13 protein-coding genes are annotated in these 14,582 nt (G+C 54.7%); 5 read left to right on the top strand and 8 right to left on the bottom strand.

Annotated features, from left to right (window positions below; genetic code table 11):
• Positions 1-393 precede the first annotated feature (393 nt).
• From E4Z66_RS19420 to E4Z66_RS19405, 4 genes are all read right to left on the bottom strand, one after another.
• Positions 394-1,062: a ParA family protein gene (locus E4Z66_RS19420; protein ID WP_136464751.1), complete on the bottom strand. Its 669-nt coding sequence runs from the start codon at positions 1,060-1,062 to the stop codon at positions 394-396.
• A gap of 111 nt (positions 1,063-1,173) precedes the next feature.
• Complete coding sequence (locus E4Z66_RS19415) at positions 1,174-2,208, bottom strand: replication initiator protein A (RefSeq protein WP_136464750.1); 1,035 nt, start codon at positions 2,206-2,208, stop codon at positions 1,174-1,176.
• A gap of 201 nt (positions 2,209-2,409) precedes the next feature.
• Positions 2,410-3,291 (bottom strand): hypothetical protein, encoded by an 882-nt coding sequence (locus E4Z66_RS19410; RefSeq protein WP_136464749.1) that lies wholly within the window; start codon positions 3,289-3,291, stop codon positions 2,410-2,412.
• Complete coding sequence (locus tag E4Z66_RS19405; protein ID WP_136464748.1) at positions 3,291-3,629, bottom strand: hypothetical protein; 339 nt, start codon at positions 3,627-3,629, stop codon at positions 3,291-3,293. The genes E4Z66_RS19410 and E4Z66_RS19405 overlap by 1 nt, the downstream gene beginning before the upstream one ends.
• Before the next feature lie 317 nt (positions 3,630-3,946).
• On the opposite strand from E4Z66_RS19405, the gene E4Z66_RS19400 reads away from it, so the two are divergent.
• Positions 3,947-5,050, top strand: a complete 1,104-nt coding sequence (locus E4Z66_RS19400) for a MobA/MobL family protein (protein ID WP_168797843.1) — start codon at positions 3,947-3,949, stop codon at positions 5,048-5,050.
• 4 nt (positions 5,051-5,054) lie between these two features.
• Here E4Z66_RS19400 and E4Z66_RS19395 read toward each other — a convergent pair whose 3' ends face one another.
• Positions 5,055-6,671 carry a DNA primase family protein gene (locus E4Z66_RS19395; protein ID WP_136464746.1) on the bottom strand — a complete coding sequence of 539 codons (1,617 nt, stop codon included), beginning with the start codon at positions 6,669-6,671 and terminating at the stop codon, positions 5,055-5,057.
• A 52-nt stretch (positions 6,672-6,723) separates the two neighbouring features.
• Positions 6,724-7,026 (bottom strand): hypothetical protein, encoded by a 303-nt coding sequence (locus tag E4Z66_RS19390; protein ID WP_136464745.1) that lies wholly within the window; start codon positions 7,024-7,026, stop codon positions 6,724-6,726.
• Between the two features lie 725 nt (positions 7,027-7,751).
• On the opposite strand from E4Z66_RS19390, the gene E4Z66_RS19385 reads away from it, so the two are divergent.
• Complete coding sequence (locus tag E4Z66_RS19385; protein WP_136464744.1) at positions 7,752-8,642, top strand: ArdC family protein; 891 nt, start codon at positions 7,752-7,754, stop codon at positions 8,640-8,642.
• 135 nt (positions 8,643-8,777) lie between these two features.
• Here the strand turns inward: E4Z66_RS19385 and E4Z66_RS19380 are convergent, their stop codons facing one another.
• The gene (locus E4Z66_RS19380) at positions 8,778-10,436 is read right to left on the bottom strand and encodes a DNA-methyltransferase (RefSeq protein ID WP_136464743.1); all 1,659 of its coding nucleotides are present in this window, start codon (positions 10,434-10,436) and stop codon (positions 8,778-8,780) included.
• A 484-nt stretch (positions 10,437-10,920) separates the two neighbouring features.
• On the opposite strand from E4Z66_RS19380, the gene E4Z66_RS19375 reads away from it, so the two are divergent.
• From E4Z66_RS19375 to E4Z66_RS19365, 3 genes are all read left to right on the top strand, one after another.
• Entirely contained in the window at positions 10,921-11,460 is a 540-nt protein-coding gene (locus tag E4Z66_RS19375) for a recombinase family protein (RefSeq protein ID WP_136464742.1), read from the top strand.
• Positions 11,461-11,524: 64 nt separating this feature from the next.
• Entirely contained in the window at positions 11,525-11,749 is a 225-nt protein-coding gene (locus tag E4Z66_RS19370) for a helix-turn-helix domain-containing protein (protein WP_136464741.1), read from the top strand.
• Positions 11,746-12,441: a hypothetical protein gene (locus tag E4Z66_RS19365; protein WP_136464740.1), complete on the top strand. Its 696-nt coding sequence runs from the start codon at positions 11,746-11,748 to the stop codon at positions 12,439-12,441. Before E4Z66_RS19370 ends, E4Z66_RS19365 begins: the two co-directional genes overlap by 4 nt.
• Here the strand turns inward: E4Z66_RS19365 and E4Z66_RS19360 are convergent.
• Positions 12,436-14,328 carry an N-6 DNA methylase gene (locus E4Z66_RS19360; RefSeq protein WP_136464739.1) on the bottom strand — a complete coding sequence of 631 codons (1,893 nt, stop codon included), beginning with the start codon at positions 14,326-14,328 and terminating at the stop codon, positions 12,436-12,438. The genes E4Z66_RS19365 and E4Z66_RS19360 overlap by 6 nt on opposite strands.
• Between the last annotated feature and the right edge of the window lie 254 nt (positions 14,329-14,582).

Below are 14,582 nucleotides of genomic sequence, written 5' to 3'. Positions count from 1 at the left end.
TCTGAATTGGGTTTCTGTGTTATCCGAAAGCGCCTGCTGGGTCATGTTCGATACTCCTCGATTTTGAACATTATAAGTATCATAACACAATGTGTCAACGGGAGTGCTCGTAGTGCGCTGGTTGTGTTTGGTTGCCTTCAATTGCGATAGGCTGCCCACATTTGCTCGATGAGTTGCCCCTGCGTGATGCCGAGCGCCTCAGCTTCAGAAGCTATAGCCTCACCTATCTCAGGTAGCACTTTTGGGTGTAACTGATGGGTTCTCGGGCTGGGTTTGCGTCCTGGCTTTTTGCGAGGTGTCCTGTCAAGAAAGCCCCTCGCCTCTCCGACCTCGTCCACACGGCGGACCTCTTCAACGGTCGTATCCTTCGGACGGGCTTTCAGCCCCGCAAGTCTATTTGAGCCGTTCATATACAGCCTCCGCGAATGCCTGAGCGTTTGCCAACGCCTTATCTACCTTGCCACCTGTGACCATCTCCGGGTCATTCATCATCGCTGTCAGATCGCCCCCATAGGCGAACAGTTCCGAGAACGCTGCGCGCGCGACCAGGGACGGCTCGATCACGTCGATCCCTGCCCCTCTGAGTTGCTCTTCCAGTTCCTTCTGGACGCGGCTTTTGACGGCTGCACTCGTTTTGGTCAGAACCACAGCGTGTCGGATTGAGCGCCCAAGGGCTTCTTCCTCTTCGCGAACCAACGCCAATGCCTCCGAGCCGATCTCCGCATCGAGCGCTGTCGGCTGCATTGGAACAATTACCAGGTCCGCTTGGGAAATGGCGCGGCTGACGAGCTGAGACGCAACACCTTCCAAGTCCACAATGACAATTTTGCCATCACCATCGGCGCTCCGAATGGTCGGGACGATTTCTGAACGCCCAACCTCGCTCCTGAGCGTGACGCCTGCAGGCGTGCCATGCGATGCCCATCTGGTCAGGGACTTGTTGGGGTCACAGTCAAGCACCGTGACATCCGCCCCCATGCGAGCGAACTGGGACGCCAGGATCACAGCGCATGTGGACTTCCCAACCCCACCTTTGGGGCTTGCCATGACGATGACGGGCATTGCTCGATCCTGCCTATTTATTGTTACCGGATTTGTATCTCGTACCGGTAATAAATCCAACACCTAAAATAAACCTGCAACCGGATTTATTTCGATAACCGGATTTTAATCTCAAGGCCTGCCTCGCTTCTCGAACCACTTTCGGCAAAACCCAATGAAAGCCCGGTCGGCATTGCGGGGCGGCTCAACACACCAGTCTCGCCACTCACGCTCTAAGAAACGAACGTCCCAGCCGGGAGCCGCATGACGCGCTTCCTCATAGGTATCGGCCTGCAACGGCGGAACAGTGCCTTCAACAAGCCGGGATGCTGACATGGTGCCTCGATTGGTGAACACTACCATGTCGGCATCATCTTCAAAGGTGACGTGGTAATCCGGCAAATGGTCATGCTCAGCGAGTTGTCGAACCATCTGCCGAAAGCGCTTCTGTGGACTTTGAGACCCTGTCTTAAGCAGCAACTTGGCCAGAGTGATGCGCCAGGTTTTCTGTTGCCCACAGTGCTTCCGGGCGATCTCGTACACCCGTCTTTCAATGGGCTTGCGCAGGCGGAAGTAGTCCCGGTGGAGAGTCAGCACCTCTTCGTTTCGGATTGCGTTGAAAACCCAATCTGACAGCTGCACTTCACACCATAGGAGGCGCCCATCCAAACCCTGCTTTCGGCGGATCGAGGAGGCGTCGATCAGGCCAAAACCATCGACTTGCTCTTCATCGCCAGTGACAATGTTTGTCCTGATCCGCGTGCCCTCAAGGCGATCAAGGGCATCGAGCAAGGACTGGTATTCCCGGCCACTTGTGCCCCGGTTGGTGAAGATAAGCAGTTCTCTGGAGTTGATGCGGACACGGGGCGAAACGGCTTCGCCTTCTTTCAGCTTCGCCATGATCTGGCTGATACAGTAGATCAGAATGTCCTTGTCGTAGATTGTCGCCAAGCCTTTCACGCTCGGCGTTATCTGAAGCCACTTATCGCCATTCTCATAGCGTTTGATCGTCGTCTCAGGCTTCTTTGAGAGGGAATAAAACGGATGCTCCATGTGCTGCATCACGTCCTTCAGGACAGCGTCAGCAACATCACAGATGAACAGATCATGCTGCGGATGGCGATCCGGCAGGAGCGGGGCGAGGGCATTCGTGTTATCAGTTACCATGAAGCGACATTCGTGGTTTTAGTTACCGCAGTCAAGATTCGTGTTATCAGTTACCAAAAGTAGGATTTCAGTTACCGAGTTTCGTGTTATCAGTTACCCGGGTGTTATAAATAACCTTTTATTTCAAAGGCTTTCATGGGTTAACTAGGTGTGTAACACAGATTCTAACACATATATAACACAGAAACCGAGACAAACAGATCAGCGTAGAGACATAGCCACTCCACAACGTTTGACCCCCTTAGCAGGCTGCTGAAAAACTCCGGCGAAGTCGATTTCGACGCCAATGCGCGTCACTTTTCGGCTTCTCTCGTTTAGCTGATGAAAACGCGTAGCGTCGGGACCTGACGAGCGAGGCGAGAGCTGCGCGTTTCGGACCTTTTTGAGCGGCCTGTTAGAAGATGAGAAGCCAGCCCCTCGCATAAGTTTTCGGCCCGCACCCTGATCGGGGTTGTGGCCCTGCGCTGTAATGAACACGCGGGCCGCGTGATGGGCCAATACACCGTAGAAGGCATTCACTGGCGCGCAAGCCGGGTCGAGCGCGTCCTGACGTTCGTTAGTTTTCCAGATGAGCCGGGTTTCATCGACCCAAAGACCCCTGATATCAACTCGGCGGCGGGCCGCCCTCCACCACCACCCGACCATTCCCTTCAGCGTCGGGCGGCGTTGATATTCGGTTTGATACCACTTCAGCAGATACGCAGCGGACCCGATGGTCTGATCTTCAGAGGCGTGTGGTGTGGCGATGATCTCGACCGCGCGGCGTACGGCTTCGGGGAGTTCGGCCACGGCTGGCCCCTTCTTGCGCGGGTCAAGCGAGGGCAAGGGTGCACGGCTGGGAGACGCCACGCGGATATTTTGCGCTGCGGGCGCATCAGGTCCAAGCCTGTTCGCCTGTTCGGCTTGCTGGGCGTTAACCTCTGCAAGATGCGCGTCGAAGGCTTCGGACGACATCCAGAACGGATCGTCCACGGGCAGAGCAAGCGCCCCAAGTTCACGGGCTGACATAGAGCGTGGCGGCTCGTTTGTGGCGTTATGTGCCGACCCAGAAATTGCATCGTCGTCCCAAGGAAATTTTTCCATCACTGTGACCCTCCCGAATTGAAATCCGCACATTGCGCCTCCAATCGGGCAGTGGCCTCCTGAAACGGGGCGGCATAGCCCTCTTCCAAGCGCTCCGCGAGGAAACGCGCATCGCGCAGGGCGATGCCTTTTTGATTGGCGAGGAATTGGAAGAAGCCCACGGCTTTGTCCTTTGGCAATCCGTCCCGTTCGATGTTCCGCGCAGCCAGAAGGATGAGACCGCCAAGGATGACCTTCTTGCGGCTTTCTGCCTTGCGTTCCTGTTCCTTGAACGCCCGTTCTTTTTCTTGTGCCAATCGAATGGCCTTCTCGACCTGTGCTTGTGTGATCCGTGCCATCGACCCCTCCTGTGCTGGTGTCTTTCAGGACATAGGAAAGAAGGTTGGGTGATCCCAAATCTTGGCGCGCGGAATTGTCTGTGCAGTGCGCACAGGGGAAATTTTGACCGGAGGAAGTGAGGCGCGCGAGGAAAGATCCTGAAAGGCGCAATTACGCAAACTGTGTTTGCAGCGTCGGGACTGATCGCCACCGCCTGCGGCGGGCTTGCCCGAAATCGCCCTCAGTTTCCATGGCAAACATCGCGCTTTTTCAGATCGCTACCGCTTGGACCTATCTCGGAATTGACCTTTCAGATTTCGAGACAAGGAGGCAGCTCATGACAAACGGAATGAACCTGACCGCGAGCAAGGCGGTGCACTACAAGACCCAACCGATTGCGCGGCGCAAGGACCAAAGCGTGGTCTACTATGCTGCCTATATCACCGGCGAGGCTCTGCACGATGAGCGCCGGGACAAGACCTTCTGGCGCAAGGATGATCAAGGCGATGTGCTGCATTGGGAGATCGTTGGCCCGGACGGTGCGCAGGGCTGGACCCTTGCGGAACTTTGGAACGGTGCCGAACACGCGGCCAAGAAAGTCAACGAGCGGCCCGGACGCCAGACGGTGATCGCGCTTCCCCATGAATTGTGCGAGGGCGGACACGAGGCGGCACAGCGAGTCGCGCGCGGTCATTGCCTGTGGCTCAGGGACCAGTACGGCATCGCCAGCACATGGGCACTGCACGCGCCAAACCCCGAAGCCCATGGCGAGAGCGCAAAGAACTGGCACATTCACATTGTCGAGACGGATCGGAGGATGACCGCCAACGGCGCTGGCCGCCCGGTCTTTGGCGCGAAGGTGCGCGAACTGACCGACGCCAAGCAGGGCAAGGTTGAAATTGAACGGCGGCGCAAGGATTGGGAAAAGCGCGTGAACGCGGAGCTTGTTCGCGTCGGAGCCGTCACCCGTGTCAATCTGGGCCGGAAACCGCAGGGCGATGGCCCGGACTACATTCCCGGTGTTCATCGCGGCCCTAAGGTCAATGCGATGCTGCGCAAACACCAAGCGGCAACGCGCGCGGCCATGATCACGGGTCGCGCTTTGCCGTCGACCCCGAAACGCGTGGCATCCTACCTTGCCTATGCCGCCGCCCGGAAGACCGCCAATGCCGCACACCGGGCAATCTGGCAGGCCACAGGGAGGGCCGTTTCGCAAATCGCCACGGCCTCTGTCCTGTTCGACGAACCAACGCCCCCGCCCAACACGGGCAAGAACCGTGCGGAGCCGGGCCAGTCCAAGGACACGGCGACGCCCATCGCACCGCCCAGCGATGTGGCACAGGATGAGGAACAGGCGCGCAGACGCGAAGCACGGGATTGGGAGCGCTTTTGGCAGCAGGAAGCCCGCAAAGCGCTCTCACAGCGTCAGCGCGATCGGTGATGTGTCACACGACGCGCAGATGCTCAGATCGGTCCTGTTTTTCGAGTTCAATCAGGCCGCGCGTGCCGTTGAAATAGGCCTTACCGACCTCATTCAGGCAAGCCCCGCGACGATATACCAGCCGCTTGGACAACTCTGCATCTTTGACAATGCCCATACCATTCAGGCGACGGCCAAAGGCGGTGCCTGTGAACTTCTGGCCTTCATTGACTTCGGCGAAGCGTTCATAGGCCCGGAATAGGTTGCCCGCCTGTTCAACCTTGTCGATGCCTATATCGAGGCAGATGGCAGCAAAGTCCGACAACGGGTCGAAGGCGTTCTTCTTGGCGTTGCGGACGGCATATAGATGCCCCGGCACATTCAACCCACCTTGGGCATAGGCCACCGCGCCCTCGACGCACCAGCGAAAGATGCCGTCCAGTTCGGCCAACAATCGGGCCTTCAATTTCGTGTCTTTGACTTTTCCGCCTTCGGGGCGTTCGTGGGCGTCGTGAAACTTGGCAAGGAAGGGGATGATGATCGTGCGGCGGTAGACCCCGGCGTCCTGGCTCTGGATGAGCGGCATGTAATTCGTCGCGTACCAGAGCGTCGCCATGGAATAGAAATCGAAATACTCCTGCCGCAGGAAGCGCGCCTTGATCACGTCTTCACCAGTCAGCCTTTTGAACTCGCGTTCGGCCAGCACATCGTTGCGCTCGAACTCACCGCCGATGGCAAGGCGTTTGCCCGACAAAGCCGCCACATCGCTGTTGATCCCGGATTTGCGCGCGTCTTGCGTGATCAGCCCTTTGTCCACGCCGGTTTGGTATTGCCCGAAGACCGCAGCCATGATCGCAAGGAACAGGCTTTTGCCGTTGCTCCCGTTCATCTTGTCATTCGTTTCATCGCCCGTGAGGAAGAAGGCGACTTGTTCTTCCTGATGCGCGAACATCGAATACCCGACTGCGCGTTGGAGAAATCCGGCGAGCGTGCGGTCACCGCAGGTGATATCAGTGATGAACGCGTCCCATGCTGGGCACTGCGCCTTCGGGTCATAGTGGAGTGGTCCCATCCCCGTCATCATATTGGCGGGAGAAAACTGTGCGATCTGTCCAGTGGTCAGATCAAGCGTGCCGTTCTGAGCATTCCATAGGTGCCGCTGTTTGTCGAATGCGTCGAGCGGCATCAGAACCGCTGGCTTTGCCAGGTCTAACGCCCCCCTGATCGAACTGGCCCGACCGGAACGCTCTGCCCATTGCAAACGGAATGGCACTTCTCCTTCGTCCAGGTGCTGGCATTCAAACTTGATCGCACGGGCAATCTCCCCGGCCATCCCCATGGCACGTTCTTTTCCTGAATACCGGTCCCAGCAGCGGCCATCGAAAACGACCCAGTCAGCTCCTACGACATAGGCCATTCTGTCGCCGTACCTGGCCAGCAACCGATCAGAATTGCCCAGTTCGCTGAGATCAAATCTCGCGCCAGCTCGGGCTAAAACGGCAGAGATCTCGGGTTCTCTGGGGCGAGGTCTTTCATCTTCGATGACGGCGTTGTCCGGGTTGTTGAGCGCGATGATCTCGTCTTTGCGCGCTTTGGCCAGCGCTTTCTTGATGCGTCTGTATTGCTTGCTGTGATGCTCCATAACTATTTCCTTTCAAATGGCAGGTTTGGCTCCGTAATGTTTCGGAAGGGGGTTATTTGATGGGTTCGAGGATGATGGTCCCGTTGTCATCAACCCACCGGATGATGGCTTTGCTTTCGACATGTGATCGGGCCAGCGGCGGCAAGGGCGTGTCCACCGCGATCATGCGCTTGTCGTTTCCGGGCGCACGCAGCACGCAGACCTCCTTGTCCATGAAGCGCCGCCCAAGGGTGGCGCGGGTCAAGGCGCTTCGGTCGCGATACGAAAGACCCGGATTGCTGGCGCGCAGTAAGCGCGCAACTATCTCAGGTGTTGTTCCGATGTAGTCTGGTTTGGGGATGTGAATGTGTCTCATGGCGTAATCGTCTCCTGTTGCGATCAGGAGCTGGGTACAAACGCAGAACAAACCAAAATATTTTTTGCTGTGCCCAGTCAGAAAAATCTTGGCCGGAACGACTGCGACGGTTTGGTGACGCCCTTAGAGGCGGCAAGATATTGATTTTAATTCATAATTTTGAAGATGACTGTGATCTCGCGATAGTTCGTCGCCTTGCGCCCAAGTTCCCTAAGACCATAGGGCCAAAACAGTTTTGGCACCTGTTTCCGTACAGAGAAATGAAAAACAGGCTTCAACTGTCGCGGTAGCAATTGAAAGTCGATTTTATGTCTATTTCGTAGGGCCTTATCCCTTGCGACAGTTGAGGAAACACAAGCTGAAACCCTATTCAGAGCGTTTCTTTCTTCGATCACATCCAGAACCACCAAAAGTCAGGGTGAGGGCGCCGCCCTCCCCCTCGGGCAAGCATTGAAAAGCGGTTTCCCCAACAACGGTCACGGCTGACGCCGCGCTGCGTTGCCGGGTGATACCCCTCCGCTTTTCAAAACTTGCCTCGCCCCCTCCCGCGTTCGCCACGTGGCAGATTTGCAGGAACAGGCGCCTGCGGCGTCAGTCCTGAAATCAGCACTGATTTTCGGAACAGGACCCGACCGATCACAGCACACCAGCCGACGGTCAGAAATCTTCTTCCGGGATCTGAAACCGAACGCACATCGTCGGTGCATTCAAAAACGGAGAGCATTATGACGAAACAGAAATTGAACATTCACCAAGAGATCACCGATCAGATCATCGCGGCAATCGAGGCCGGGTGCGCACCGTGGCGCAAGCCTTGGACCGGCGGCGCAGGGGGCGCAGGTCTGCCCCAGCGGCACACTGGCGAGCCGTATCAGGGGATCAACGTTTTGGTGTTGTGGTCCATCGCGGCAAGCAAAGGCTACACATCTGCACGCTGGATGACATTCAAGCAAGCCAAGGACCTTGGCGGGGCCGTGCGCAAGGGTGAGAAGTCATCGCAGGTGGTGTACTTCGCCAAGACCGAAATCGAAGACGACGCCAACGAGGGCGAAACCAAGGTCATTCCTTTTGCCAAGTCCTACCGCGTGTTCAACGCCGATCAGATCGACGGCTTGCCCGAAGAGTTCTACAACAAGCCAGACCCGGCGCGTGATTTGGGCACCGAGCGCGACCCCGAGCTGGACGCCTTCTTTCACGCCACAGGCGCGGACATCCGGCACAGCGACCAGCCGCGCGCGTTCTACAACATCGGCGGCGACTACATCCACATGCCCGAGGCGAACACCTTCCACGACAGCAATGGCTACTATGCCACCTTGGCCCACGAGCTGACGCATTGGACCGGCGCGGACAAACGGCTGGACAGGTTCAAGCGGCACAGCGACCGAAAGTCCTACGCCTTCGAAGAGCTGGTGGCGGAAATCGGCAATTGCCTGATCTGTGCGACCCTTGGCCTGACTCCGGATTTTGACCAGAGCGGGGCTTATATTGAAGGCTGGATGAAAGCGATGAAGGAGGACAACCGCGCCATCTTCCGCGCAGCATCCGAAGCACAAAAGGCCTTGGACTTTGTCCAGGGCCTGACCGAGGCAAGCCAAACGGTGGCCGCTGAATAAGCGGCCCCACACGAAAACGCCCCCGACCGAAAGGCCGGGGGCGTTTTGTTTACGGAGCCAGCGTCGGGCGGGTTTGGCGTTTGTCCTAATCCTTCAAGAGGGTCGATATTACTAAGCCGCCTATGCGGCGGTCTACTATGGCACCGTCCCCGCCCGACACCTTGAAGATTGGTTCAAACACCCAAAGACCAAAGAAATTTCTTCAACGTTTGGGTCCTTGGGCCGCCGCGCGCGCGGTGGCCCAAGGCGCACCGTGTGGTTGGGAGCGTGCGATATGAGCGACAACAAAGGGTTCTGGTTCCGTGCTGCGAATAAACCGATGCCGATACGTATCAGTGATAAGGCCGGGGTCGAAATAACGTTCATCAAGGATAGTCGGCTAATCCCATGCCAGAGCGGACTGTGGTCCTCGCGGTTTCCCACCGAATGTTTCCATAATCTCCCTGTATATTCAAGCCACGCCCGGTAGCATTCATATCCAAGGCCATAGAAATAGGAATGTCCTCCTTCATTAGCAGGAATTTGGTGAATGCCGATGAGTATTATTTTCTGCATTTTTGACGGGAAATGATTTACGGAAAACTCTACCCAGACCCGGTCGCGATGTTGGCCGATGGCCCAGTTCTTATTGTGGAATGCCAGGGGGAGCATCTCTACGAAGGGTAGTATGTGAAATGGAAGAGTGTGACCGTTTGGGGCGATACCAGTAATGGACACTGTCTTTTTCGCATCCCATCGGCCCGAAATTTGGCTATTATCGGTCGTGCGCTTAATTGAATTGAAGGCATTGCTCAAAACCGTTGCGGCGCTTGCCAAGAGTTTCTGAATTGCACGTTTGACCCGGATTGGTCGGCGTAGGGGCAAAAGCGTCCTCAAATCAGTATCCGAATATATCCAGGGCGTCGTGTGTGATGCAGGATTTGAAAACGATTTTTCCGTCTTTGCAATTTGTCTCCGCATTGCGGCCTTCAATGGGAATTTTGGGGCTGAATTATTTAGAGCATATTCAATTCTGAATTTGGCTACCTCATAATAAGACTTATCTTGCTCGACCCCTATGAAGTTCATTCCAGACCAAATTGCGGCCATACCAGTAGCCCCGGTGCCCATAAATGGGTCGAGAATGGTATCACCCGGAGAGGCAATGAGATTGCACAAGTGAGACATCAGGGCGATTGGCTTCACGCAGGGGCCGTGATTTTTGCGGTAAACTGTTTTATGGAGAGAACGGTCGCTTTCCTGACGGTCATACACGCGCTGCTTTGGAAAGTGTTCCACCCCCAAATCTCGCTCCGTTGGCGTGGGTTTTTTGTATTGAAGAATTGTAGACGTCATACTGACGCCGGGAACTGTATTCTTAACGCGCAATCCTGAATTTCCGTGAATTTCACGTTGCTTCTTGTAGGTTTTTTCCAGAATCGGCTTAATGAACAAGCCAAAGGGCTCGTGTCCAGGCTTGACGCGAGCGTGGTGCAAGTCATCAATTTTTTGGCAGGCGGGGGTGCCGTTCGGATATTCCCAACCCATTCCACTGATAAGTTGAAATCCAACGCTTTCCAACTCAACTATCGTATGATGAAAGCGCTTGTGGTCTCCAAACACCACAAGATAAGCGCCGGGTTTCATAATGCGGAATGCCTCTTCCCAGATGGCGCGCAGATCGTCTGTAACGTCCCACTTTGTAGGGACAACACCACCGTAGGGTGGGTCTGTAATAATTGCTGAGACGCTATTTGAGAGAATGCCTCGCATTGTGTTCAGGCAGTTATCATTCAGTGTAATGGACTTGTTCATTTTAGGCTCCCTTGAAGCAAGTGTGTTTCGAATGGAGCCGATATGTTTTTTTATTTTCTTGGGTCTAGGTTTGAGGGTGATAAAAATAAAAGTTTTCTGATATCTACTCGTAAATATCTGAAAATAAATAAGAAAATTGCCTAGAGATTAGATGTCAGAGTTCAGGTGTTGAGAGCCTTCATTTCGCGCGCGCGAAATGTGAGGCGACTCATTCTAATTTCAATATTCCGGCGTTGTTTTTTTGGATGAACGTTAACTTTGTCTTTTATCATGGTCGCGAAGGCGGGGTGCCTCGCAACTTCCTTCATTGAGTATCGCGTACGCACATGGTCGCCCGATCATATGAACAGACAAGTGACGCCACCGGGCGAAAACGGTCGTTTGCGTCCAAACGCCATACCCTGCGCAGGATCAAGCGCTTAGCTAGGACAAAAACCCCCAGCAAAACCTTTGCTGTTTTGGCAGGTTTTTGTCACAGTAAGGCATGATCATCGGATATGCCCGCGTCAGCACTGACGACCAGAGTCTGGATTCACAGATAGACGCCCTTTTGGCAGCCGGTGCCGAAAAGGTCTTTGCAGAAAAAATCAGCGGATCGAGGCGCGCGCGGCCAGAGCTGGACAAGATGATGGAGCAGCTCCGCAACGGCGACGTTGTGACCGTCACGAAGTATGACCGTCTGGCGCGGTCGCTGAAGGACCTCTTGGAGATCGTAGAGACGATCCGTGAACGCGGTGCCGGTTTCCGGTCTCTGGCTGAAGATATCGACACGACGACGCCGGCGGGGCGTCTGGTGTTTCATGTCTTCGCCTCTATCGCTCAGTTTGAGCGTGAGCGGATTTCTGAGCGGACAAGGGAAGGTTTGGAATCCGCTCGTAAACAAGGACGGATCGGCGGCAGGCCCCCTGCCCTTACGCCTGCCCAGAAAGCCGAGGTGCGGCGGATGCGCGACGATGAACAACGCGCGCTTTCGGAGATCGCGCGGCTGTTCAAAGTGAGCGAGCGGACGGTGCGACGGGCCTGATTAGACCGCCCATTTGTTACTCATCGTCTGTAGACTCATAGTGCACACTGAAACAAAACAAAGTGTGAAAAATGAGCAGCTTATAAAACAACTTGGTTTAGAGGTTAGGCGTAGGCGGCTTGATAGCGGCCTTAGTCAGGAAGAATTTGCCGAAATTTCTGGTTTGCATAGAACATATGTAAGCGGAATCGAGCGTGGTGACCGCAACCCAACCATCGACATCGTATTTCAGATTGCGCAGGCACTTCGTTGCTCTCCTGCCGACCTGTTTGGAGGGGACGAAGAGTGACAATCGAGCTCTGCTACAAACCTATTGCTGGGCGATCAAGATACGAAGACTTGATTAAGCGCCGGTGTTATAAGCCTGCCGGTCACACCGGAAAGTGTGAGGAGTTTCCATACCTTGCACACCTCAAGCAGGTCGCCCCTCGCGTTGAAGCCAAAATCAAACGAGACGCAACAAAAACAACCGGCGCAGCTTGGAAAAGTGATGACGCAGGCCCAAACCGCATCGACCGTTGGGTAATGCTCCTTCCAGATGACGAACTGCACTCACGTTTCGGCATCAACATCGCGGCCATGAAACCACAGGTGCAAGCAAAGCTGCGCGAGAAGGCTGCAACCTACGAAGACTGTATGGAAGTTGCAGCCAAACTAGCCCTTAACGTGTACCAAATGCGTAACGCGCCCCCTGCCCCACCGGAAATTCTTCAATATCTTGAAGCCAGGTTTGACGCCTTTAGGCCTAACTCCACACGATGTATCGTCTGTCGGGATCACCTTGACTTCAAGCTGTTCGAAAACGCGCAAAGGGGTCGCGCACATATCGAAACCGCCCATGCAAATCCCCGTATGCACAACCCCGACAACGTCGGGTTTGCTCATCGGGAGTGCAACATTGCTCAAGGCAGTCTTAGCCTTCAAGATTTCTATGACTGGATTCGTAGTATTGTTGCGCGAGTAGATGCGCACCTCTCATAGCTCAATCTCATTCCCAAATGACTTCAGGTAAGAGGCGTGCGCTGCGCGTTCGGCAATAGCCGCCTCGAACCTACAAAGGTTCTCCCCCCATCCATTCGAGTGCCTCGGATCGGGCAACCTGATCTCATTGATTCTCTGCCCGAGTCCACCAAGCGTAGATTGGATAAACACCAACCGCCTAATCTCCGCTTGGACACTTTGAAGCGACAGACCGTAGAGAAGAGCGTAAGGCGAGAAATTAGCTTTCTCTGTAAGAGAGATTATACGTAGGTGGCTTTGCGCTACACACGCTTTGTTCCAGTCATGCAAGATGGAGCATCGACCGATTTTGTAGCGACCATCGACAACCATGAAGATGTCTCCGCCCTTCAGGTTCTGCTGATCGCGGTATTTCAGATAAACCTCCTCACTGACACAATTTGTCGGATCATACGACACCTCAAAGTTGTGAATGTCTGATGTTCGGATAAACGGGATTTCTCCCGAGCCATAGGCTTCGGAACCTACCTCATGCCCCTTGCGGATTGTTATCATGCCCTCTCGTACAAGCTTGCCTAATGTCGTCACGGGGGCGCCGATTTTCTCCGCGTCGGATGACACCTCATCTGTCAGAAGCTGATCATAGTACCTGGGCACCAAGTAGTATGGATTTTCAAGGCTCACCGCGCTCCATATGGAGCGGGCCGATGGTTTTAGCTTCCAGTCTTTTGCAATCCTTTCGAAATCGTCAGGGACCTTTCGACCATCTGCAAGAACGCTTCGCCCTCTGCGGTCATGGCCGCAGGTATAGGCAACAGACACCCAAACCTTCTTCGCTTTAGCGCCTTTTCTAAAAAACAAAATGTTCGTCTTTGTGTCAGTCCCAGGCTGGAACGTGGTGCGCGGGCAGTCAATCAATGCCTCAATTGACCCCTCTGCGCGGAGGTAGTCCCAAACGTAGCCAGATCGATTGTTGCCGAACAATCCTTCGGGAAGGACAATCCCCATCCGACCACCGTCCTTGAGAAGTCTCACGCATAGCTCAACGAAGAGCACTTGCGGATCTTGTGTCGGTCTCACCAAATCCGTTTTGGACCATCCAGCCTTGCCCTTCCCATTTTCCCACACATGACCAAGATCGAAGCGCGACAGAGTTTCTTTGTCAGTGATGCCTATCTTCGATCCGAACGGCGGGTTTGTCAGAACTAGGTCATATTCCCCGAACTGCACGCCCGCATCGGAGAGCGCAGACAAAGAGAGCGAGTTTGCGTTCACGACTTGTACTTTTTGGTCACCGCTGTGCACTTCCGAAAGTGCAGAAGCAAGCAATGAAAGGTCGCTATCCTTGTCTATGCCAACCAATGTCCCTGGAGCATTTTCTTCCTGCAAATGGTCCAAGGCCGCGGAAAGAAATCCCCCAGTTCCACATGCCGGATCAATGATCATTTCACCGGCATGTGGCTCAAGGATGCTCACCATTGCTCGAACAACCGAGCGTGGTGTGAAAAACTGGCCTTTATCGCCTCGAAGTCGGGGACCCATAAGCGCTTGAAAAGCGTCCCCAAATGTATGGGATGGTGAGTTTGCGAGATCGATGTCCTTCAGCAGCTTGAGAGAATGGCGGAGGGATTCATCATCAAGAGAGAACGCCTCTCCATCATGGATTGCATTGGGAAATCGTTTTTTCAGTGCGCTCAAGAGCAGATCATTGGCGGTTCCATTAGCGTTCTCAAACAACGCTACTTCGGATCGAAAATCACCTCGTCCGTACGCGATTGAGACAAGAATGAGCTTTGACAAATCGGCGAGGATGCGCTCGCTCCGAGAGGCGCTACTGTTGGAATAGAGATGATAGTAGAGGTCTCTGAATTGGGTTTCTGTGTTATCCGAAAGCGCCTGCTGGGTCATGTTCGATACTCCTCGATTTTGAACATTATAAGTATCATAACACAATGTGTCAACGGGAGTGCTCGTAGTGCGCTGGTTGTGTTTGGTTGCCTTCAATTGCGATAGGCTGCCCACATTTGCTCGATGAGTTGCCCCTGCGTGATGCCGAGCGCCTCAGCTTCAGAAGCTATAGCCTCACCTATCTCAGGTAGCACTTTTGGGTGTAACTGATGGGTTCTCGGGCTGGGTTTGCGTCCTGGCTTTTTGCGAGGTGT

The organism is Aliishimia ponticola (genome assembly GCF_004803475.1).
GTDB classification, from domain to species: Bacteria; Pseudomonadota; Alphaproteobacteria; order Rhodobacterales; family Rhodobacteraceae; genus Aliishimia; species Aliishimia ponticola.
Note: the sequence above shows the minus strand (reverse complement) of the source record. Positions and strands in the feature narration are given on the sequence as shown.